Source organism: Bacillus sp. J14TS2 (assembly GCF_018333015.1).
Classification (GTDB): Bacteria; Bacillota; Bacilli; order Bacillales; family Bacillaceae_C; genus Lederbergia.
In genome coordinates, this window is the sequence record NZ_BORE01000010.1 from 125,425 (window position 1) to 148,720 (window position 23,296).

The window sequence follows — 23,296 nt, forward strand, 5'->3', positions numbered from 1 at the left end:
CGAAAAGGAGTGGTTGCATATTTTCTCGCCTAATAAAAAGAGAGAATGCAAAAAAATTTGCATTCTCTTCACCATAATCGGTTCATATAGGTTATGAAAATATTTGCAGCACCACTACTATGCATTAGTCACCTATATTCACAAGAATCCTGCCATGATGTTGCCCCTTAAGAATAGAAGGCAACAGTTCAGGCAATGCCTCTAATGTAACTTCCTTAAAAATAAACTCATTCAGTCTATCAGGTTTTAAATCCGTTGCTAAACGTTCCCATACATTTTGGCGTTCTTCCATCGGGCAATATACTGAATCAATTCCCAATAACGAAACACCTCGTAATATAAATGGAAACACGGTTGTTGGGACTTTTACTCCTGCAGTTAGACCACTTACTGCAACACTGCCTCGGTATTTTATTTGGCTTAATAAAGAGGCTAACGCCTCTCCACCTACCGGATCAATCGCTCCTGCCCACTTTTGTTTGCTTAGATTTTTTAACGTACCGTTGTAAACAGTTTTTCTATCGATAACTTCATCTGCACCTAGTTGATGTAGATAGGTCTCTTCAGATGATTTCCCCGTACTTGCTACAACATGATAGCCTTTCTTTTTCAACAAAGCGATCGCAATACTACCTACGCCACCCGTTGCACCAGTTACAAGAACAGAACCCTGTTCTGGATTCAATCCATTCTCTTCTAGTCTTTGAATAGATAAAGCAGCCGTAAAACCCGCTGTTCCCATTATCATACTTTCTCTTAAGCTTAATCCTGATGGAAGTGGTACGATCCATTCTGAAGGGACACTTGAATACTCACTATAACCGCCAAAATGAGAAACGCCTAATTCATAACTCGTTACAATAACGGCGTCCCCTTTTTTAAAGCGTTCATCTTTTGACAAAATAACTTCTCCAGCTAAATCGATTCCTGGAATAAAAGGATACTGATTCACTATTTCCCCATCGGGGTGAGCGGCAAGACCATCTTTATAGTTTACACCGCTATATTTCACTTTGATTAAAACATTATCATCTGGTAAAAAGGATGTTTTAATTTCCTTAATCTCTAAATTTAAACCTTCATTTTCTTGCTCTATTACTAAAGCTTTGAATGTATTTTCCATGATACGACCTCCACTCGTTTATATTGGTTTGCTATATTCTACCGCACATAAGCATCTCTTAAGCTAGGAGAGACTTTATTTTAACTTTCCCTACTTCAACCGCTGTCTCTATATAGCCAATGATCTGGTCAAATGTAAAGACATTGAGATCTTTATGAACATTTTCCAGGTTGAAATCCATATCACCCAATACAAAAGGAATGAATCTCCTCACATCTTCGGATTGAACCTCTTCCAAGTCTATAATCGCTGGAAAATGACTGAACGTTTCTTTCAATTCACTGGTAAAACCGTAGTGTTCTAATAATTTCCCATTTAGTAAGCGAAAGTCATTATGGTATAACGTATATAACCCTTCATCAGCTTCCATTCTGTTCTTTAACCAGGAGAGATTAAAGCCTCTGAGCCAAATATCATCTGCAATTAAATGAGCATAATACCCCATTACATAATCATTTTTATTTTCCACATGTGAACGATACTTATGTAAAAATCCTTGTTCATCTACACGTCTTGAATAATCTTTGACATCTCCTATAAAAAAGTGAGAGATGTTTTTTTCTTCGTGTGAAAAAACAGCGTCTGGCGCCACACTTCCAAGCAAAAAGGATGTTTTATCTTCTAGCGATAAAGCTCCCGCCATTTTATGTCCAATAATCGAATGCATGATTCTTGAGCCCATTCGTCCTCCTCCTATCACCATTCATTAAATTCTGACAATACAAGTGTAACATAGAGATTGCTATCAGTGGGCTCTTCTTTACTATCTCATCTCCAACCACTCCGTATTCTCTATAAGCTTGATAGGGATTTTCAGAACACGGCTCTCCCCTCACCTCTTTTAGTTACTAAAAAATCTACTTTCTCCAGTAAAGATCGCTCTATTTTGCTTGCTAAAAACGACCCGTAAGAAACACTTTCCCTTTGCTACTATTTACAGCTTCAACTGCCTTTTTCACGTCAAGTAAATCATACTGTGCATCAGCCTTCATCAAGCGCAATTGCTGATTTTCTACTAGTTTTATTACACTTGTCAACGTTCTTTGCCATTGAGCTGTGGAAACCTTTTGATTCCAATGACGTAAATGAAACATGTTCGCATTCACTTTTGCTTTGTTGACAATCTCTCCCCAATTAACTTGGATGCCGGATAAAAGACCAATGGTAAGAAAATTCCCATTCGGACGTACGCAGAAGGCTAAATCATTTCCAGCCGTCCCTCCGATTGAATCAATCGCAGCCGTTGCTCCCCTTCCATTAGTTAAATCCATAATGGTTTCATAGAGTGGCATTTTTGAAGTATTGATTACATCAGAAGCACCAAGTTTAAGTAAATCGTCTGTATATGTATCATTCCTCGTAACCGCGATGAATCGAAAACCGAAAATCCTCGCTAATTGGGCGAAAATACGCCCGATCGCAGAACCAGCAGCGTTCATCACTAAACAATCATTCGCTCTTAGGTTTAAAACTTCCTTACAAATCACCCATGCAGTGACTGGATTAATATATAGTTGGGCTGCTGTTATATCATCAATTGAATCTGGAATGGGGACAGCTAATTCGGCTGCTGTTTTCACAAATTCTTGCCATGTTCCCTCACCACGCAGGGGTAAAACACGTTGACCAATCAAACTTTTAGAAACGAGAGAACCAACAGCTTCAACAATTCCGACGCCTTCATAACCAGGGGTATTTGGTAAAGCAATTCTGTGAGAATAAGCTCCAGTGATAGGAATTAAATCAGAGGGATTAATGGGCCGGGACAACATACGTACACGGACTTCATTCTCTTTTGGGAGTCCGATACTTTGATATTCAACTTTTAACACATCCTCAGGTCTACCAAATTCATAGAATTTAATACATTTTGCATCCAAACAGTATCCCTCCTTCATCTTTCTTTTCCGCTAATTAGTCTGGTAATAGTTTAAAACCTCCTCTAAATAATCTTCTGCTTTCTTAATGAGAAGACGTTCCCCTGCATTCCATTGTTCTCTATTTTGATCAACAGATTGAAATGCATTGAGAATTTGTTCGTCATCATTTGTTGCTTTTCGAACCATTTCTTGCCATTCATTCGCTAATGACTCAGCTAATGTCGACTCAATTGGAACCTTCGAGGCCTTATAAGCAGCTGCTTGCAATGATAATTTTCTAAAAGTATTGTAAAAATCTAAAACCATTTTTTCCGATGAGAATACTTGCTGAAATAACATCGATTCCTCTTTCGTAAATTTGTACTTTTTCCAAGTATGCATCTCTACTTCATTCAAAGACCTCATCAAATAAGCCAACAATTCCCATGGTGTTTCGTATCCTTTATTTATTAATTCTTTTACTACCGTTACTCCATCCAGTTTGGCTTGGATGCTTTCTTTTTGTGAATAAAGCACTGACTCCTGATAATCAAGAGTCCCTTTTATATCTGTATCCTCTACATCAGTAACCAACTGTTCTTTAATCTCACTTAAAGAAAAACCAATCGCTTTAAAAAATGTAATCTGTCCAAGTAAATAGAGTTGTTTTTCAGTATAGACCCTATGCCCTCGTTCGTTTCTTTTTGCTTTTAAAATCCCCTCATTATCATAATACTGGATTGTTCGAGGAGTAACGCCTGATAGTTCGCTCATTTCTTTAACAGAATATTTCATTCCCATAAACTCATCCTTTTTATTTGAGTTTTCCTAAAAAGATTTCAATTGTTTCTACCAATTCTTCAGGATATTCTCCATTAATCGCATGAGAGGCATCTGCATATACCACCATCTCACTATTAGGGTTTTTTAAAGAATCGATGCCGTTTTGATACGACTTTTCACTGTGATGCATAGTGGATTCTCCTGCCAAAATACCGAGCACAGGCATCTCTATTTCTGCTAATTGTTCCGGAGTGATTTTTTCTGGCATTGGCAATTTACTTTTGTATGTCCGCATACCTGTTTCAATTAAATTAGCGGTCGGATCACTCTGATCAACATCTGACCCACCTGAGATATAGCTAAGCATAGTCTCCCTAATCGGTTTCGGTACAAGTGGGACATTGGCAGGAATAGATGCGATAATCATTTTGAATGGAATGGGTCCAAACACATATACGGGATCTACTAAGATCAGTGACTGAATTTTATTTGGGTACTTGAGCGCTACATTTGCTGCACTCCATCCACCAAATGATAAACCCAATAAGTGGATGTCTGATTCCGGTAACTGCTCTAATACTTGTTTTAACCAGATAGCTTGGTCCTCTGCCGTTTCTATACGTTTTGTTTCTGCGCTTAATCCTGGTTCTCCAAGTAAATCAAGCGTGTAAACAGGACGGTATTCCAGAAAATAGCGTAAATTTGGTTCCCACATTGGTGTAGAAGATCCCTTTCCAGGAAGTAATACCACTGGCGTTTTACCGACAGTGTCATTTTCTTGAAATTTATAAAGCTGTACCTCACCAAAGTCAGTGCTGATCTTTTTGGATTCAATTGGTTCTGGTAGATCTTCCATTGCTTCATCATAAGCTTTAGCAAATTCTGTATGCCCCTCAATACTAACAAATTGACTCATCGAACCATCATCCCTAAAGAGAAAAAAGGCTAAGAGCAACAGCACTAGAATACCAATACAAGTTATCCATATCTTTTTTCGCTTCATTTTTTCTCCTCCTTTCAACTTTACTATAGCGTATTACGTAACGTTATATGCAAGGGCAAAGGAGGATGGGGAAAAACGAAATACCGTTATTCCTAAGCAAACAATAATTATTTGCGAGGAGAATACTTTATCACTCTAAAATAAACAATTTTTATTCAAACAACAATATGTTGGGGTCTTGTTGATAACAATGGACGAGCATGGCGTGTAATTGGCCTCGATGATGATAAATATGGGCTAATATCTCTAGCAGCCATTCATATCGAGTGTACGTCACACCCCAATAAGAAGTTGTTTCTTGCTTGAGTTCTTCCTCAGATAAATTCAGATACTCATTTTTTAATGCTTTAAAATTTGTAAGCAAACCTGCCTTAATGGAGGCTAATGTTTTATAAGAAACGCCTGTATAAAATTCTTCCATTTCTGTTTGTGTTGCTTCCTGTGCTATCCGCCGATCTGCTTCACAAATGACTGCTAAATGCTCTAATAACTCTCCAATTGAATGCTTATCGGCTGTAGGTCTTTTCAGTATATCTTCTTCTGATAATGTTCCGATGATTTGAATAATGGTTTCCATTGCTACCTCAATTTGATGCAATGCAGCTGTACAATTCATATGCTCCTCCTTAACAAAAATCCTATTTAGACTTCAACAACTAAATCTAATTATATTATAGAACATTAGTTCTTACAGTCAAACTCTTTGACTTTGCCAACCGTCATTCATCTCCCTCTTATCGTTGAAGAAAAAACAAAAAAGACCGAAACCCATACTGGATCCAGTCCGAAACTTCATTGTTTTAGTTTAACAAAGGGTGATAGTTCAAGATGTGTTCCTAACATCCTCCAGTGATTCTCCATCCCTTCAGGGGTACATGGATCAAATTGAATACTCAGGCATTATTTTTTCTTTTGCTCGATTTATACTTTCATAGATTTTGGATTGTAATTTAAGTAATTGCTCATCATCGCGATTTCTTGGCCGTTGCTGTTTAATCGAAAAGATTTCTTTGACCTTTCCTGGTCGAGGACTCATAAGTACGACGCGATCCGCTAGAAAAACAGCTTCCGCTACATCATGAGTGACAAAAACAACTGTCTTTTTTTCCTTTGACCAAATTTGCAGCAGGTCATCCTGCATGGAAAGCCTTGTTAAATGATCTAGAGCTCCAAATGGCTCATCCATTAAAAGGACATCAGGATCGTTCACAAGTGCTCTTGCGATACCTGCTCGCTGTTTCATTCCACCTGATAATTGGTGTGGATAATTTGTAGCAAAACCATTTAGTCCGACCATATCTAAATATGAATGAATAGCTTCCCTTCTATCCTTTTTCTTTACTCCTCTCATTTCAAGACCAATACCAACATTTTGCTCGATTGTTCTCCAAGGGTACAAGGATGCATCTTGAAAGATAACACCAATTCGTTTCGATGGTTTCTCTAATGGTTTTCCTTGAAAATGAACTTTACCTGCTGAAACCGTTCGTAATCCACCAAGTATTTCAAGGAGCGTACTTTTGCCGCAACCACTAGGACCAATTATACAAATAAATTCATTACTGTTGATTGTTAAATTAATATCACTTAAAGTTGTCGTTGTTTCCGCACGTGATTGATATGTCTTTGATAGATGTTCAATAGAGAAAACCGACATGGTTACTCCTCCTTTTCTTCATCTAGGTCAGATATAAAACGTGAATCGATGAATTGTTCAACATCATAAATTTCATCTTGAAAGCCATATTCAAGCTGAATTTCTTGGGTGTATTGTAGTGCATCTAAATCAAGCTGTGGTTTGTTCTCCCAAATCGGCTCTTCTCGTTCAAATACCATTTGAAGTACATCTGGTTCAATATCAACATTTTCACCGACATATTCTAAATATTCGTCTAGGTTTTCTTTTGCATATTCATTTGATTTAAAGTATGCTCGCAAAAACTTTGTGATCACCTCTGGATCAGAGTCAATAAAATCAACATGTGCTGTCACAACACCTGTATGAAAAGACGGTAAATAGTCCCAACCATTTGCAAGCAGCTTTGCTTCACCTGAAAGTTCCCCTAAAGAAGCAAACGGTTCATGGATAATCGTGGCATCTACTTGTTTATTTAATAAGCTTGAATACGCATCTTGATGACGTCCGTTGGCAAGTAACGTTACATCATCTTCTCCTATTCCGTGCTGCTTTAAGATCTCACGTGTATAGAGTTCCATTCCTATTCCGTTTCGAGCAATACCGACTGTTTTTCCTTTTAGGTCTTCAACCGTTTCTATATTTGGTTGACTAATTAAATAAAAAGGGCCTTTTGTGCGATACATCGACGATATAATTTTCAATGGGACTTCTCTTCCCGCCCCAATAATCGCATTGGTTGTCGATGCTTCTGCAATATCAACTTCGTTACTAGCAAGCGCAGCTATTTGATCCTCTGTATCGACAAACTCAATACTTAGTCCCTCATCTTCAAAAAAGCCTTTTTCAATTCCGTAGTGAATGGGTAACCCATTGATCCCAGCAAATCCCGCAAAGCGTACGGTTTGTAAAGATCCGTCCTTGTTTTCTCCCGTTGATTTTTCTCCCACACATCCTGATAGCAACAAAATAAATCCAATTGCTATAATCATCTGCTTCAAAGTCATCTTCCTAACCTCCCATGACTTCTTAATGACTTCCACGCAAAAACAGTTTTTTCTCAATCAGGTTAATAATCGCGATATTCAACACGGATATTAATGTGACCAGCGTAATTAAAGCAAACACATCTGCCGTATTATATAGCGAGACTGCTTTTGTAAGTAAGTTTCCAATCCCTGCTCGTGATGCAAGCATTTCTCCAAATAGCGCACCGACTAACCCACTTGCCGCCGCAAGACGGAAACTAGCAAAAATAGTCGGAATAGCTGAAGGGATCAATACCTTTGTAATAATTTGCCATTTTGAAGCTTCAAAAACTCTTGCTACCTTTAAATGATTTTCTTCCGTCTCCTTAACACCAGCCAATGTATTAAACAATATTGGGAAAACACAAAAGAGTATCACAATCATTGTTTTTTGTGTTAGCCCAATCCCAAGCCATAACGTAAGCAGTGGAATCAGTGTTACGTTCGGTATCGCCATTAATGCCGCCAAGTAAGGAGAGCTAAATCTTTCTAGTTTTGGAATAATGGCAAGAAAAACGCCTCCACCAACTCCAATAACAATCGCAATTGCAAACCCGGCAAAGTACTCAGAAAGGGTCACATAAATATCCGTAAAAATAGGCTCAGTGGTGAAGTAAGAAACAAACACACGAATGACTTCTGTAGGTGCTGCTAAATAAAGTGTACTAATAAGACCAGAGCGGACAGCCCATTCACAGCTTCCTAGTAAGATGAGGAGAAAGATAATTTGTGCTAAACGATTACCCCATACTTTTCCATTCACCGACATTCTCCTCCCATCTAGATTCAAAATTAGTAATAGAACAAACCGGAAGGCAGAGTCACCGCCTTCCGGTCGAAGCATTTATCCCGGTGCCACCGTCCGTAGCCCCCACAAGACATGAAATGCCAAGAAGTCTAAGTGTGGGGGATAGTGGACGTTAACGCCCCCGATAAATCCCGCTAACCATCAATGGGGAAGAAGGTACAGACTTAATTCGCTACATCTGTATATCCTTGTCTGTATGATCTACAGCCCGTAGTTTGCAGCCTCCTCCCACTGACAGCAGTTTCGCTTTAAGGCTGCAAAATAAGTTTTCCGAAGATTTCACGCTCTTCCATTAAACGATGAGCTTCTCTTGCCTCTTCTAAAGGAAGGATTCGATCAATGATTGGTTTAAGCTTTCCACTTTCAACAAGCTCTAATAGAATCTCCAAATCTCTTCTCTCCCAACTAGTTGAGCCAATAATTGAGATTTCACGTTTCCACACATAGCGTAAATCTGTCACAGCATTAAAACCAGTCGTTGCCCCACAAGTCAAAATCCGCCCTCTTTTTTTAGTAGCAAGAATACTTTTTGGCCAGGTCGCCTCTCCAGTGTAGTCAACGACTACATCAGCACCTTGTTTTTTCGTGATTTGCCATGTTTTTCTAGAGAAGTCTTCTTCATTGTAATTAATGACATGATCCGCACCTAATTCTTTTAATTTTTCTAGTTTTTCTTCTGAACCTGCCGCAGCAATGATATTCGCGCCAGCGATTTTTGCAATTTGAACAAGTGCATTTCCTACACCACCACTTGCCCCTAAAATAAGAACCGTTTCATTGGCTTTTAACTCGCCTCGATTGATTAACATTTTCCAAGCAGTTCCATAAGCAATAGGAAGAGCTGCTGCATCCTCAAATGAAATATTCTCAGGCAGTGGAATGATATTTACTGCTGGGACTTTAACAAACTCAGCTAATCCACCTTGTAAATCTTCACCTAGTGCCCCGTAGCCGGCAATTTTCGGATCAATTAGGACACGCTCACCAACTTGAAGACCTTCAACATTTTCGCCAATTGTATCAATGAATCCAGCTACATCTCCTCCAGAGATATGAGGAAAAGGAGGTTTCTTTCTTTGACCAGGCATCCCTCTACGAACAAAGATATCTAAGTGGTTTAAGCTAACCGCTTTTACTTTTACAATGACATCATCTGCTCCAACTTCCGGTTTGGGGTGCTCTCCAATCACGACTTTATCAAGACTTCCATTTTCAGTAATAAGTGCTGCTTTCATTTTTCATCCCTCTTTCTACTCTCATTTTTTTGTAAACTTCTATATGTGGCACCAAAAATAGTGGTACTAGCATCAACTGTTGCTCCCTGTAACAAAACTTCGTATGACTCAGCTTCCTTTTTGTGCGAACGGTGAAAAACGATATCTCCACCATCTAATCGAAGACGAACCTCATTTTTTTCTGTTTCCTGTTTTAAGTGAAATATATCTCCCCATTGTGTTGCACAAGTTAAATCAGAAACCGGAATCCGGATTTCTTGCAATTTCAATGAGCCTAGCTTATGTTCAGCAATGATAGATTGTCTTTGTAAAGATTCACGCCTTTCCCCATCAGGCTCTTGCCACTCAATAAGGAAGGGCAGGCGTACTTCTGTAGTAGGGTCATTTATATAAAGTTGCTTCCAATAAATCAATTTTCCATCTGGACGACGCCTTTTTGCATCAATGGGCCCAATGACTTCAAGTCCCTTTTCTCTAAACAATTGCGCATCTTTTTCAATTTGCGTTGTACGTAGCGCAAGTCTTACAATACCTTCTGTATAATCAGATTCTTTAATACTTGAGATGACGCTTAGCGGCACATGATTTTCGTCAACTAGCTGTTGATTAAAAATACCAATCCATTCAATGTAACTTAAATCAAAGTAGCAAAGTGCATTGTATGTTCCTCTTGTTTCATGACGGCCACCTTCAACCGCATGAAGCCCAAATGCTTTTGCAGTCTCCAACGTTTTTTCTGGGCTGGCTACATAATGAATGATATGATCAAATTGATAGTTCATCTTATTTCTTCTCAGCACGCTTCGTTGCACCTTGTGTGCTATAAACCCCTCGACCAATGGCTATTTCACGTTGATTCTCATTAGTTACTTTAATATCACTCACTCCTAAAGCACGCCCCCCTTTTACAAGTGTAGCCTCGGCATATAAATCCTCTGCTTTAGCTGCTCGCAGGTAATCAATCCTTAAGTCAACTGTAGGCAGTGGCTGTCCATAGGCTGGGACAAAGACAAAGTCACCAATAACATCTATGAATGAAGCAATGACTCCTCCATGAATGTACCAACCTCTTTCTTCAGAGCCGGCTTGGAAGATTTCTTGAAAAGGGAGCTTTGCTTTTAAATAAGTGTCGTCAACCTCTAGCACTTCAATATTGAGAAATTTATTAAATGGAGCATGTTTTAATCTTTGTTGAATCTCTGCTTTCAAATCTGACATTTCATTATTCCTCCTTTATTTTCTTTAATTGATCATCGACGTATTGTTTTAATAAAACTTTATCGACTTTTCCTGTACCAGCTAGAGGCAATGATTCAAGAAAGAATATATGTCTTGGATAAGCGTACACTGGCCCATGCTCAAAGAAATGATCCTGTAATTCCTTTTCAGTGATCGAGTGACCTGTTCGACATTCAACAACAGCAATAGGCACTTGGCCTTTTAGGTGATGAGGAATCGCAGTCACAATCACATCGCGGACACTTGAATGCTTGAGCAAAACATTTTCAACCTCTTTTGGATATGTATTCTCGCCGCCAACGCTAATCATATCGTCTTTTCTTCCAGCAATATAGGCATGACCGCTTTCATCGATTCTTGCGAGATCACCGGTTTTCAGCCAGCCTTCATCCGTAAAACGTTCAGCTGTTACTTTTGGTAATTTCCAGTAACCTTTTGCAACACCTGGACTTTTCACCCAAAGTTCACCAATTTTATTTGTTGCGAGAGGTTTTTCGTCATCAACGATTTGGACCTGAACACCAGGTAATGCCTCTAAAAAGGGACGTTTCCCGGTTTGACTCGTTCTTCGTGAAGAAAAAACAACCGGACCACCTTCTGTCAGCCCATAGCTTTCTAAAACACTCACATTAAATTGTTTCTCAAGTTCGATCACAACCTCTTGTGCAAGTTCCGAAGAACCGCATAACAAGAATCGAAGACTTGATAAGTTATGTCCCTTATTGTCGCGGTAATAACTTAAGAGCATTTTATAAATTGCTGGCACAGCAGTCATAAATGTTACTTGCTCACGTTCAATTGCTTCAAAAATCATCGCAGCATCCACTTTTGGTAAAATAACGACTGATCCACCTGCAAACAGCGTACTCTGTATATTAACCAGTGCATTCGCATGATACAACGGAGCAAAAATAAGCAATCGCTCACTTGAATTTAATTCACGCACCTCGCGAAGAGCTTCAGCATTCCAATACTGCCCGCCATGAGTAAGAAGACAACCTTTGGGCTTTCCTGTTGATCCTGATGTGTACAGCAAAAGGCATGTATCATGATCATTAACCGGCTCTGTTTCAAAATTGGTAGAATACCCGCCTAGAAGTGAATCATAGTAATAAATATCCTTTCTTTGGGTACCTCCAATTTGAATAACATTCACTTTTCTTTCTAGATCCAAATTGTGTAAAACGTCAAGTAACGAATGATGACAAAACAAGATGGTCGCTTCACTATCCTCTAGAATATAGGAAATAATTGATGGTGGTAATTTTATATTGATGGGTACAGGGATCGCGCCTAATTTCATCGTTCCATATATAATTTCGATAAAACGAAAATCATTTGGAAGAAGTAAGGAAACCCGATCGCCCTTTTTTACCCCTAAAGACTGCAAAAATGAAGCCACTTGGTTTGATCTTTCATTCAACTCTTTGTAGGTCAAACGAGCTTCATAATCAATGACCGCAATCTTATTTGGTGTTTGCTTAACTGCTTCTGTAAATAGTTCTCCAAAATTCCCTGTCTTGTTATTCAATCGTTCCCCTCCTGTCTAGCACCTTAATTCCCTCTATTTACATCGGATATGTTGCTATTCTATCATCGGGTCATCATCATTTGTACCATCATTATTTTAAAATCAATTGTTTAAGCAACATAAAATCTATAATTGTTGATTAACAGTACACTTTCTTAATATTTGATTGTTTTTTTCTATTTTTCTATTTACTTATTAATCATTTCATTATATTCTGGTATGAATAATGGGTTTTAGGATAATGCAGGGGAGAGTGATTTTTTTGGAAGAACAACAATATTCGTATGATATTGATCGGAGAGTACTCAAGACGAGAGCTTTTATCAACGACGCACTGTTAACTTTGTTAGCTGAAAACTCCTTTGACAATATTACAGTAAGAGCAATTTGTGATTTAGCCATGATTAACCGCTCAACATTTTACAGTCACTATGTTGACAAATTCGATCTGTTCAACCAGTTGATTAAAGGGAAGCTAGAGCTTTTTAGCACTGTTTTAAATAAACATCCATTTACATTTATGAATGAAAAAAAAGCACTAAAAGTTGACCCTTGTTTTTATCACATACTGCTTCATGTAAATGAAAATGCCACGAGTTACAAATTGCTCCTTGCACATGATGATACAAAAGTATTCGCCAAATCATTTGCTCGCTTAATAGAAGAATCGGTAATTAGCTATCTTGGCGACTCCGCTTATGCTAGTCTGGAACATAGCGGACCAAGTAAAATTTTCAAGTGCTTTCTAACAAACACAATCGTTAGCATGGTGAACAATTGGCTTCAATATAAACACCAATATACTCCTCACGAATTTGCTTTAGAGTATACACAGATTGTTCATAAGTCTATTTAAGACATGCTTGTATGTATAAAGCGATATGTAAGCGACAAACATGCGATGAGATCAAGCTCCTTATCAATAATTTTATTCCCACCTTTGGTATAATTGAGTTTGTACTAAAAAACATAAACCTATCTCCTGAATTATTTATAGAAAAATCTAAAAAGCTTGTCATCCCATACCTGTCAAGTAACTGTAAATAAATGAAAAAAGAACCCATTTCTGATAAGGTTAAAAGTACCACCAAATAACCAACAGAAAGGGTTCTTATAATGGCTTTTTTACGGCAAATCACACTTGATTTCAATCGCAAAAATAAAACTATCCCATGATGGAGACGAATTATCCTCCAATACCGGTGAAATGGTTTTTCGTGAGTTTGATGAAAAAGTTGGTTTCTCTGCGACCTTGGCGGAATATTTACAGCTTATTGATGAACGACGCAACTACGTGCATGCGAATGAAGATTTACTTCGTCTGAAAATCTATCAACTCATCGCTGAATATGCCGAAGATGATGCAGCGGACGCCTTGATACACTACCCGGTATTCACGCAAATCATGGGGGGCTTGCTTCCCTGCTATTGGCTCACTACATATGTACGATTATCATTATCAGAGAGCTCAAAGAATGATTGATAATTATGAAAACATCAATCTTGCTCCCAAATTAGATGTAGTTATTTCCCAAGAATTTTTTGATTCTGAGTTAGGAATTCTTTTTAAAAAGGAGAAGTATTCAAGAATAACAGGCAAAAATGATAATAAATATATTTTAAATTTACCGTGGATAAAGTATGTTGATACTCTCTTCTTAGCTCATAATAATTGGAAAAAATTTCGGGATATAGAATCAGCACGAAGAATTTTGTCTAGTTTAGAACCTTCTGATCTGTTGGAGGCAACAAACGACTTTTTAGATAGACAAGTGAAAGTAGAGTGATAAAAATGAAGGTAATATTTAGCAGAAAAGGACTAGATTCTTCTTTTGGTAGTACATCTAGTGTGATTTTTCCAAATGGTACTTTAGCATGGTTGCCTATTCCTGAAACAGATCAACGTAAAAAACTTTATTCATATAATGATTTATATGTTGAAGATAATTGCCTTGGAGATATTGTTGAAAATATTTCTCAAGGCAAGTTATTGCCACAAACAACTGTGCATTTAGATCCAGATATTTTACCATTTCACACAAAACGTGATAAGGAGTGGTTTCCTATATTTGGACAAACTGGTGCGGCTGAATCACATCTTCGAAATTGTGATGTTGGCCCAGGTGATATATTTCTGTTTTTTTCATGGTTTAGAAAAATTGATTATGTTGATGGAAGATATAGGTATGTACCTAAGACTTCTAACCAACATATTTTATATGGCTGGTTTCAGATTGAAAAAAAAGAAAAAGTCAATAGTTTTACTCCACCATACTCATGGATGAAAAATCATTCACATCTACAGGGAATAGAGTATAATCAAGAACTTGATACAGTATACTTTCCAACAAGAAATCTAATTTTAAATGGAGAAGAAACAAAGCTTCCAGGATGCGGATATTTTCCAGAGGTACATGATCAATTAATTCTGACAGAAAAGGGAGAAAAACGTTCGGTTTGGAGACTTCCAAGATGGTTTTATCCTGATGAAGATAAAAAACCACTGACTTATCATAGGAATCTATCAAGGTGGAAGCTCAATAATGAGACAGTAATTTTGGAGACAGTAGGTAGAGGACAAGAATTTGTGTTAGATACAGTGGGATATCCCCAGTGCATTCCATGGCTAAAATCATTGATAGAAAATTATGGAAAGAGTAGTGTTTAAATAGTTTTCAAGAACTAGTGATCTAAATACTAAGTTCTTCATAATTAACAAGCGTTATAAGATTATGGCATATAAAAGAGGACGTACGATACTATCGATATTTTGCTAACTATCCAGCCATGGAATGATAAAGAGTTGGCTCTGAAGCGCATTCAAAGCTTTAAAAAGTTTAATGTTAAGAAAGTACGAGTTAATTTAAAAACTTTATACAGAGAGGAGCATTTTGAAGAATTATTTTTATTTATTAATGAAGTGAATAATTTAAACACAGATATTGAATGGTATTTTGATATTGGAATCCCTGGTGATACTTTAAGATTTGTTATACCTAAACCACCATATTATATTCAAATAAAATCTGGTCAAAAAGTTCAAATTAATTTTGATGATGAAAAGGATTTATATTTAAGAAAGCCAAATTTATCTATTCCAAACGATAAAATATTCTATGAGGGTCTACATCTTCTTTACGAAGACGGGGAAATTGAATTTGAACGAATACAGAGGCTGAGACTAAGATGTTTTCAAACAAGCCAAAACCGAACTGCTAGGTTCATATACCCCGCTCCGGAAATATACTTCGCTAAGGCAATACATTGTTCGTCTTTAAAAGTTAGCAATTTAGTTATGTCCCAGCCTCTGCTCAATAAAGTGAAACTTAATCAGCCAGATTCTCCTTCGTCCCCAGTGATTTCAGAGGATTAAAAGCTAGAATCGCAACAGCCTATTGTTCACACGGGCTAAATGCACACGCTTTCCTTAGCAAGAATTATTTAAACACCTTCATTGGAAGATGTGTTAAGGACTGCCCTGTAGCTGACTCTGTTAAATTATTCTCCAAATCAAAGGATTCCACAGGTGCAATACGAGAAAACTTCTGTAAAAATGCCTGCAATGCTAGTGTCAGTTCCAGTCGGGCAAGAGGAGCACCTAGGCAAAAATGTGGACCTTTTCCAAATGTTAGATGTTTTTTATTATTTGAACGGTGAATATTGAGCGTAAAAGGATCTTCAAACATTGCTTCATCCATATTAGCTGCACTCATCCAGGCAATGACCGTATCCCCTTTCTTCATTTCGGGACCTAGTAAATCATTGTCTTGTTTCACAGTGCGATCTCTCTTTGCGTTATGAAAGCGATAGCGGAGCATTTCTTCAACAGCTTTTGGAACTAATTCTAAGTCGTTTCGAAGTTCTTCATATAGAGACTGATCATCATATAACAATGAATAAAAGGTATTTGCCAACGCATGGCTCGTTGTTTCAACACCTGCACCCAAAATAAACATTGATACCCGTATAATTTCATCATCGGTAAGCTTCTCACCATCTACTTCAGCTTTAATTAGGTCAGAAAGAATATCCTCTGCTGGATTTGATCGTTTCTCAACAACAATCGGGTAAAGATATTGGTAATATTCTTTGGCTGCAGCTTGTTTTCTAAGTTCAATTTCCTCATAGTTCTCTTTTTCATAAGGTTGGAAAAGGATGTCCACCCAATTTTTAAACTGTGATCGATCATCTATTGGGACACCAAATAATTCTGCGATAACCATACCAGGCAAAGGGGCTGCAAATGCTTGCACGATATCAACAGTAGAATTTCCTTTGATGTCTTCGATAAGTTCAGTTACGATCCGCTCGATACGAGGCTCCCAATTTTTTAAACTGCGTGGTGTAAAAGCTGCGGACAACAAGGATCTTCTCTTACGGTGTTCCGGAGGATCCACCATAATATTGACATTATCTGGAATTGATCCTTCTTTGCTGCTCGCTCCCACAGAAATAGTTGTTTTTGGTCCTTCAATTGAAAAGTATTCATAGTTATTTAATACTTGCTTCACATCATCATACTTAAAAACGTTCCATGTATTCGTTTCCTCATCAAAATAAACAGGTTGAGAGTTAAGCATCTCTTTATACCATTGTAATGGAAAAAATTCTTCTGCACGTGTCTGAAACTTTTTAATATCTTCTAATGAAATGATTTCTTTTGACATCAGAATAGCTCCCTTCAAAATTTTAACATCCGTTTCATCTTATTCATTGTCGAATGGCTGATCCGCTATCTTGACTGAATCCGTAGGGCATTCTTCCATGGCGTCTATCAAGCTATCAATTTGATCTTCTGGTACAGGGATAGATCCTCGATTCTGGTCTAACTTCACAAACGCGACTCCATCTTGATCAAGGTCGAAAATGTCTGGAGCCAATCCTTCGCAATTTCCACAGCAAATACATGTTTCTTGGTTAATAATTGCGTATTTTTCCATTGTAACCCCTTCCTTCTCTTTCATTTCCCTTTTCAAAGTCTCTGTTTTTTGTTAAAAGAATAGAATATGACCCATCGGTTTCCCTGTTGACCATTCGGTCATATATAGCGTAACATAATCATTCTCTCGCAAACAAAGGCCTTTCGAATGGTTTTTTTAGAAAGGAAGATGTTGTTAAGCAAGGTTGGTTGACATCCTATATATTACATAGGGAAAGGAATAGACATTTTTTTCCAATTGAATGGATCAATAGAGTAGGAAGAAAGAGGTGGGAGTGAGGTAGGCCTTTAGGGTATTAAGTTGAAAAAAGTTAAATTTTTATGGCAAATAGAAAAGAACCGAGGCGCCTGCTCTCGATTCTTTTCTATTTTGAAGCAGCAGCCAACCTATTATGGCGTAGACTTCCATTTACTTAAGACCATTCTTATAGACATATTTCAAACACATATCTGTTTATTTATCGTTCAATGCTCCTGAGACAATCTTTCCCTCAAACATGGTCGCTACTCGTCTAGCTCTTCTTGCAATCGTTTCTGCAGAACAAGTTGCATCAATTAATACGAGGTTGGCTTCGTCCCCCACTTTGGGCCAAATCTGTTTTCCATTGGAATCAAGTGGTGCTTTTCCAGCTGTAATAAAAGGAAGGGTTTGTGCTAATGATCGTTCATCTACCCAATTCGAAATTTCGGCTAAGCGCCCAGCTCGTTCTAAAATATCTCCATTTCCAAATGGTGACCAAACATCAAAAATATTATCACATGCAACTGCAACAGGAATCCCTTTCTTACGTAATAATGCAACAGGTGGAAACTTTCTCCCAAGTGGAACACTCGTCATAATCGTAATCCCTGCATCTTTTAATTGTTCTGCTACCATTTCCGCTTCGGCTTCAGACACGTCTCCAAGACCAAACGCATGGCTAATCGCAACCTTCCCGTGGAGACCAGCTTCTTTTGTTAACTGAGCTAATCTTTTTATGGTAAAAATCCCTAGGTGATCTGAATCATGCAAATGCAAATCAATTCCTGCATTTCCCCAGACAGCAAGTTCAACCATTTCTTGCAAAGAAGCCTCAATATTACCATCTACTGTAGCAGGGTCTACACCACCTACCAAATTAGCTCCTTGACGAAGAGCCTCTTTTACTAAATCTTTTGACTTTGTTCGCAATAAACCATGTTGAGGAAATGCGACGATTTCAGATGTTAATTTTCCAGAAAAAGTGCGCAATGCTTTTTGAACTGCTTCTAAATTCTTTAGACCAACCTCAGGATATATATCGACATGTGTGCGCACATGAGTCACTCCTGATTTCAAATAGATCTCCAATAGCTTTTCCGCACGTTCTTGTGTAGTGGTCTCCAACGTTGGCAGCGTTTCTTTTTCTATATCAAGTCGAGCAAAGATATTTTTTACAGGTGTGACTGCACGCCACTTATCGCCAAGTATAGTTTTATCCAAATGACAATGCATTTCTGCAAAAGAAGGAAGCACCAATAATTGCTTGGCATCTTTTTTAGGCGAATCATCTAAAATAGTTTCCGTAGAGGAAATGATCTTTGCTATCTTCCCTTCCTCAATGAATAAATGGAAACAATCTGTCTTTGTTTCCAACATAGTACCATTTTCGATTCGGTAGCCAGTCTCTAATCGGGCATTAGTTAACCAAAAATTATTACTCATCGCACTCTATCCTTTCGTTAAACATTATAAAAGCTCACCAGAAACAACATTTCCTTTAAAGATGACAGCTTTTCTTTCAGCTCTTCTTGCCACTGCTTCAGCAGAGCAACTGGCATCAACAAGGACAAAATCAGCTTTATCCCCACTATATGGCCAAATACGTTCACCATCTCTATTTAAAGGAGTGATCCCTCCTGTAATATATCCTATAGCTTGTCCTAGCGAACGCTCATCACTTAATCCGAAACGTTGTGCCAACGTTCCTGCTTTCTCCAAACTATCTCCTTTTCCAAATGGTGACCAGTGATCGGTAATACTGTCATCACCTAAAGATACATCTACTCCTTTTTCATGCAAGAGCGGAATTGGAATCGTTCTACCAAGAGGAACGGATGAAGTAATCGATATTCCTTGCAGGGCTAGTAGCTCGGCAACCTCACTCGCTTCTTGAGAAGAGATGTCTGCTAATGCCAAAGCATGGCTAATCGTAACTCTATTCTGCCAGTTGGCTTCTTCCGTTAAAGCAGCTAATCGCTTAAAGGTAAAAATCCCCAGATGACCTGGATCATGGATGTGCAGATCAATATTTGCGTTCGCTTCTACTGCTAGCTCCATGACTGTATATAATGATTTTTCAATATCACCATCGATAGACGCTGGGTCTACACCCCCGACAAACGAAGCTCCACTCCGCAACGCTTCTCGCATTAATGAAACCGAATCGCTACGTAATAAACCATGCTGAGGGAATGCAACAATTTCAACTAAAGCCTTGTCTTTATATGCTTCCACTGCTCGTAATGTCGCTTCAATATTTTTTAAGCCAATATATGGATCAACATTACAATGTGAACGAATATGAGTTGAGCCAGCGCTTAACAGCAAATCTATTAGCTTTTTGGCTCTTTCTTCAGTAACTGGCAATAAATGTGGAAGCAGTTCTTCCTCTTCTTCCAAACGAGTGAGCAAACCTTTCGTTGGAATCGTCGGCGCTTGCCAAGATCCTCCATAATACGTTTTATCAAGATGGATATGCATATCTCTAAATGACGGCAACATTAAGTAATCATTGGCATCCTTTTTCAGCACATGATCTGTTAATGGTTTTTCTGCCGCAACAATTTCACTTATTTTTTCATTTTCAACCTTGATATGAAAACGTTCTGTCTTTGTTCCTGTAACTGTCTCATTTTCAAACTCATAACCTGTCTCTAAACGGACATTTGTTAACCAATATGCTGAAGTGACCATATTTCTTCCTCCCGATATAATAAATCCTTCTTTCAAGCACAAATGGGCTGAATAGGATTAGCTTTTATAATGTATCATCTTAATCGCTCGATCCTCACGCGATAAGGAAAACTGATTATATACATAATCTTGGCTTGGCGTGCTCGCATTTGCAAAGTAGGCAGTTTTTATTTGTGTATAGTAGATAGCACATAAACACATTGGTCACGGCTCTGTGCTTGCATACAGCTCACAATCTGAAAGATCCGTTGTGTTTAACATTCGGCATGCATCTCGAATGGCTTCAATCTCTGCATGTTTCGTTACATCATTCGTTTTCATTACCTCATTAATACCAGTTCCAATGATTTTTCCTGCTCGCACAATAACTGCAACAAATGGAGACCCATTACCACTCCGTTCATTTTCATTAGCCAATTCGATCGCTTTTTTCATAAAAACTTGCTGCATCATCTCATTCTTCCTTATTATATTTCTATCTTAAGAGACCTATAGAATATTTACCTTGGCATTCTCCATTGATAGTTAAAAATTCTTTACTCAAAAATACTTGAACTTGTGCGGATCAGTGTGCTGCATTTTTTAAAATTTGTTCGATTTCTTGAAATCCAAGCCTTTGTGCATGTTCCAAAGGCGTAACCCCATCACCATCACCAATTTTTATATCTGCCCCATGATCCACTAACAATTGCACAATATCTTGATGATTCTTTCCTCCATCTCCTAGAATGACCGCTTCCATTAAGGCAGTCCATTGTAGATCATTAATATGATTTACATCGACATCAGAATTTTTCAGTAGTTCTTTCACAACCTCTACATGCCCACGTTCTGCTGCTGGAATTAGTGCTGTTCCTCCAAATCTGTTTGTCAACGTTGTATCAGCCTCTGCCGCAATCGCTAATTTGACAATATCAAGATATCCTGATGCTCCAGCATATAAAAACACATTATTTAATTGGTTATCGCGAATATTAATATCCGCTCCTTTATCGATTAGCACTTCTACCACCTCTATATGGTTACCATAAGTAGCTGCCACAACCGCCGTTCTCCCTTGTGCATCTGTTCCATCGATATCAACGCCCTTTTCAAGAAGGCGCAAAACCTCTTCTACATCACCTTTTCCTGCAGCTAAAATAAATTGATTTTGATTCATTGGTATATCCTCCTCTGTATTCAGTTCTACTTTTTCCGATAAGGGCTTTGAATGATCTGGATCGGTTTGGCATGCAGCAAGTAAAATCATCACTATAACAATCCATATATGATTCGTTATTCGTATGTCTACTTCATCCTTCCCTATATGCAATTATCTGTGAGCAAATCTCTTAATTTAAGCGAATCTCACAGCTATTTTCTCTTATATAATTATGGTATCATGATGATAGTTATATGAAAAATATTAAAAAAGTAACTTTCACTTAGGATTTGCATATAATAAGAAAAGAGGTATTTTCACGTGGATATAAGACAACTTCGCTATTTTATAGCCATCGTACAAGAAAGAAAGATCTCTGCCGCCGCTGAACGACTTCATATTTCCCAACCTCCATTAAGTCAACAACTTAAAAATATGGAGGATGAGCTTGGTTCAAAATTAATTGTTAGAAATGGGAAGCATTTTGAAGTAACAGATGCCGGAAAAGCCTTATATCAATATGCCTTGCGAATGACTCAATTAATGGAAGAAGCTAAGATGGAGGTAAAGGAAATCGGTAACGGTGTTAATGGCTCACTATCCTTAGGCGTTAATACCCTTTCTTCAGATGAATTGCCAGAATTACTCAAGCAATTTAAAGAAAAATTTCCGAAAGTTCATTATAAAATCCAACAGAGTGAATCTGCACATCTCTGCAAAATGGTTCGTGATCGTGAAATAGAACTAGCTATTATTCGTTTACCACTTGAATTAGATGATTTCTCCATCCTTTATCTTTACACAGAACCATTTTACTTTATCACTTCAAAAAAACAGAAACGATTCAATGGTGACGTTACACTTGAGGATATAAAAGACTTACCACTGCTTTTACCAAGTACAGAAGGATTAGGTGTATATTATTCAATAGTAGAAGCATTTTCGCGTTTACAGCTAGAACCTAATATTATCGGGGAATGCTCTGATATTGCTCTATTACTTGATTTAATCTCGACTGATTTTGGAACAGCAATCGTTCCCGAATCATTACTTAATCGTTATAGAGGATACCCTATTCACAGTCACAAGATTTCCAATATTAATGATTTTACGGCTCCTGTCGGTCTTGTATGGTTAAAGAATCACTACTTATCTAGAACCGCTCAAAATTTTGTTGATTTATTAAGGAGTAGGTTTTGTTAAGGAGAAAATTATTATCGCCTTCCTACCCAGCTTACATATAATCGTTGGTCATTTCCTCGGAAATGGTGAAAATGCATTTTAACTTACTCATACCAGGTGTAATGGAATGATGGATTTCTTCAAAAATAGCTATCAAAAGGTTACTTAATAATTGGCAGCTGTTTTTCTGATAATAGATCATCAACAAACACTTGGTGATCTGTAAAAATATTTTTTGGCAGCTCTTCAATGGGGAAAAACTTATTCTGAATGGATTCCTCGTTACTTTCCACCAGCTCGCCGCTGTAACGCTTACAAACAAAAGAGATTTGAACCAACGATACTTGGTCGCCATTAGGAAATGTCTTATCATACTGGGGACCCGAATAAATCCCAAATAACTCTAGTTCTTCTAACAAAAGCCCTGTTTCTTCATACACTTCTCTCTTAGCTGTATCCTGAACGCTTTCACCTAATTCCATAAAACCACCAGGAAACCCCCACTGACCATTATCAGCACGTTTTTGCATGAGTATAGCATTCTCTCTATCAAAAACAAAGGCACCCGCCACAACCATAATGACTTTCTCATTCCCAACCATTGACCTTACATGTTGGATATAATCCACTGCAATCTTCCTCTCACATTAAGCTTACTCAAACAGTACTTCGTTGTTAAACACTTTGTGAAACAATATGTTTATTCTATTTCAACCCAAAAATAAAGTGATAAGCATTGCGGTCAATAATATAGAACATTCAATAGAATTTCCAAATAACGATTATATCTTCAAGCATATCCATCCCTAACGCAGCGACAAGATGAATAACCGATAAATTACTGTCACCTATTT

The 23,296-nt window shown here is 37.8% G+C and carries 25 protein-coding genes and 1 pseudogene; 6 read left to right on the forward strand and 20 right to left on the reverse strand.

What is annotated here, in order from left to right; genetic code table 11:
- Window positions 1-124 precede the first annotated feature (124 nt).
- From KI375_RS16265 to KI375_RS16325, 13 genes are all read right to left on the reverse strand, one after another.
- A complete protein-coding gene (locus KI375_RS16265; protein ID WP_212974517.1) occupies window positions 125-1,123 on the reverse strand; it encodes an acrylyl-CoA reductase family protein in 999 nt (332 codons plus the stop codon).
- A gap of 58 nt (window positions 1,124-1,181) precedes the next feature.
- A complete protein-coding gene (locus tag KI375_RS16270; protein ID WP_212974518.1) occupies window positions 1,182-1,805 on the reverse strand; it encodes a hydrolase in 624 nt (207 codons plus the stop codon).
- A gap of 211 nt (window positions 1,806-2,016) precedes the next feature.
- A complete protein-coding gene (locus KI375_RS16275; RefSeq protein WP_212974519.1) occupies window positions 2,017-3,003 on the reverse strand; it encodes a zinc-dependent alcohol dehydrogenase family protein in 987 nt (328 codons plus the stop codon).
- Between the two features lie 30 nt (window positions 3,004-3,033).
- Window positions 3,034-3,783 carry a MerR family transcriptional regulator gene (locus tag KI375_RS16280; protein ID WP_212974520.1) on the reverse strand — a complete coding sequence of 250 codons (750 nt, stop codon included), beginning with the start codon at window positions 3,781-3,783 and terminating at the stop codon, window positions 3,034-3,036.
- 13 nt (window positions 3,784-3,796) lie between these two features.
- Complete coding sequence (locus KI375_RS16285; RefSeq protein WP_212974521.1) at window positions 3,797-4,768, reverse strand: alpha/beta fold hydrolase; 972 nt, start codon at window positions 4,766-4,768, stop codon at window positions 3,797-3,799.
- Window positions 4,769-4,919: 151 nt separating this feature from the next.
- Entirely contained in the window at window positions 4,920-5,384 is a 465-nt protein-coding gene (locus tag KI375_RS16290) for a DinB family protein (protein ID WP_212974522.1), read from the reverse strand.
- Between the two features lie 264 nt (window positions 5,385-5,648).
- Window positions 5,649-6,425, reverse strand: a complete 777-nt coding sequence (locus KI375_RS16295; protein WP_212974523.1) for an ABC transporter ATP-binding protein — start codon at window positions 6,423-6,425, stop codon at window positions 5,649-5,651.
- A gap of 2 nt (window positions 6,426-6,427) precedes the next feature.
- On the reverse strand, window positions 6,428-7,411 hold the full coding sequence (locus tag KI375_RS16300; protein ID WP_212974524.1) for an ABC transporter substrate-binding protein: 984 nt from the start codon (window positions 7,409-7,411) through the stop codon (window positions 6,428-6,430).
- Between the two features lie 22 nt (window positions 7,412-7,433).
- Window positions 7,434-8,201: an ABC transporter permease gene (locus KI375_RS16305; protein WP_212974641.1), complete on the reverse strand. Its 768-nt coding sequence runs from the start codon at window positions 8,199-8,201 to the stop codon at window positions 7,434-7,436.
- Between the two features lie 287 nt (window positions 8,202-8,488).
- Window positions 8,489-9,475, reverse strand: a complete 987-nt coding sequence (locus tag KI375_RS16310) for a zinc-binding dehydrogenase (RefSeq protein WP_212974525.1) — start codon at window positions 9,473-9,475, stop codon at window positions 8,489-8,491.
- Complete coding sequence (locus tag KI375_RS16315) at window positions 9,472-10,257, reverse strand: VOC family protein (RefSeq protein WP_212974526.1); 786 nt, start codon at window positions 10,255-10,257, stop codon at window positions 9,472-9,474. The genes KI375_RS16310 and KI375_RS16315 overlap by 4 nt, the downstream gene beginning before the upstream one ends.
- Before the next feature lies 1 nt (window position 10,258).
- Window positions 10,259-10,693, reverse strand: a complete 435-nt coding sequence (locus tag KI375_RS16320) for a PaaI family thioesterase (protein WP_212974527.1) — start codon at window positions 10,691-10,693, stop codon at window positions 10,259-10,261.
- A gap of 4 nt (window positions 10,694-10,697) precedes the next feature.
- Window positions 10,698-12,245 carry a class I adenylate-forming enzyme family protein gene (locus tag KI375_RS16325; protein ID WP_212974528.1) on the reverse strand — a complete coding sequence of 516 codons (1,548 nt, stop codon included), beginning with the start codon at window positions 12,243-12,245 and terminating at the stop codon, window positions 10,698-10,700.
- Between the two features lie 262 nt (window positions 12,246-12,507).
- On the opposite strand from KI375_RS16325, the gene KI375_RS16330 reads away from it, so the two are divergent.
- From KI375_RS16330 to KI375_RS16350, 5 genes and pseudogenes are all read left to right on the forward strand, one after another.
- Window positions 12,508-13,101 carry a TetR/AcrR family transcriptional regulator gene (locus KI375_RS16330; RefSeq protein ID WP_212974529.1) on the forward strand — a complete coding sequence of 198 codons (594 nt, stop codon included), beginning with the start codon at window positions 12,508-12,510 and terminating at the stop codon, window positions 13,099-13,101.
- 260 nt (window positions 13,102-13,361) lie between these two features.
- Window positions 13,362-13,656, forward strand: a pseudogene (locus tag KI375_RS16335) (transposase); the annotation flags it as partial.
- Between the two features lie 64 nt (window positions 13,657-13,720).
- Window positions 13,721-14,032 carry a hypothetical protein gene (locus KI375_RS16340; RefSeq protein WP_212974531.1) on the forward strand — a complete coding sequence of 104 codons (312 nt, stop codon included), beginning with the start codon at window positions 13,721-13,723 and terminating at the stop codon, window positions 14,030-14,032.
- 5 nt (window positions 14,033-14,037) lie between these two features.
- The gene (locus KI375_RS16345) at window positions 14,038-14,913 is read left to right on the forward strand and encodes an Nmad3 family putative nucleotide modification protein (protein ID WP_244852769.1); all 876 of its coding nucleotides are present in this window, start codon (window positions 14,038-14,040) and stop codon (window positions 14,911-14,913) included.
- A 135-nt stretch (window positions 14,914-15,048) separates the two neighbouring features.
- The gene (locus tag KI375_RS16350) at window positions 15,049-15,618 is read left to right on the forward strand and encodes a hypothetical protein (protein WP_212974533.1); all 570 of its coding nucleotides are present in this window, start codon (window positions 15,049-15,051) and stop codon (window positions 15,616-15,618) included.
- Window positions 15,619-15,682: 64 nt separating this feature from the next.
- Here KI375_RS16350 and KI375_RS16355 read toward each other — a convergent pair whose 3' ends face one another.
- The 6 genes from KI375_RS16355 to KI375_RS16380 form a co-directional block, all read right to left on the reverse strand.
- A complete protein-coding gene (locus KI375_RS16355; RefSeq protein WP_212974534.1) occupies window positions 15,683-16,912 on the reverse strand; it encodes a cytochrome P450 in 1,230 nt (409 codons plus the stop codon).
- A 39-nt stretch (window positions 16,913-16,951) separates the two neighbouring features.
- Window positions 16,952-17,185: a ferredoxin gene (locus tag KI375_RS16360; protein WP_212974535.1), complete on the reverse strand. Its 234-nt coding sequence runs from the start codon at window positions 17,183-17,185 to the stop codon at window positions 16,952-16,954.
- A gap of 453 nt (window positions 17,186-17,638) precedes the next feature.
- Entirely contained in the window at window positions 17,639-18,868 is a 1,230-nt protein-coding gene (locus KI375_RS16365) for an amidohydrolase (protein WP_212974536.1), read from the reverse strand.
- A 24-nt stretch (window positions 18,869-18,892) separates the two neighbouring features.
- Window positions 18,893-20,119 (reverse strand): amidohydrolase family protein, encoded by a 1,227-nt coding sequence (locus KI375_RS16370; protein ID WP_212974537.1) that lies wholly within the window; start codon window positions 20,117-20,119, stop codon window positions 18,893-18,895.
- A gap of 204 nt (window positions 20,120-20,323) precedes the next feature.
- Window positions 20,324-20,572 (reverse strand): nucleoside deaminase, encoded by a 249-nt coding sequence (locus KI375_RS27460; protein ID WP_244852754.1) that lies wholly within the window; start codon window positions 20,570-20,572, stop codon window positions 20,324-20,326.
- A gap of 112 nt (window positions 20,573-20,684) precedes the next feature.
- Complete coding sequence (locus tag KI375_RS16380; RefSeq protein WP_306419835.1) at window positions 20,685-21,368, reverse strand: ankyrin repeat domain-containing protein; 684 nt, start codon at window positions 21,366-21,368, stop codon at window positions 20,685-20,687.
- A gap of 213 nt (window positions 21,369-21,581) precedes the next feature.
- On the opposite strand from KI375_RS16380, the gene KI375_RS16385 reads away from it, so the two are divergent.
- Window positions 21,582-22,463: a LysR family transcriptional regulator gene (locus KI375_RS16385; protein ID WP_212974539.1), complete on the forward strand. Its 882-nt coding sequence runs from the start codon at window positions 21,582-21,584 to the stop codon at window positions 22,461-22,463.
- Between the two features lie 140 nt (window positions 22,464-22,603).
- Here KI375_RS16385 and KI375_RS16390 read toward each other — a convergent pair whose 3' ends face one another.
- Complete coding sequence (locus tag KI375_RS16390) at window positions 22,604-23,071, reverse strand: NUDIX hydrolase (RefSeq protein ID WP_212974540.1); 468 nt, start codon at window positions 23,069-23,071, stop codon at window positions 22,604-22,606.
- Window positions 23,072-23,296: the final 225 nt, after the last annotated feature.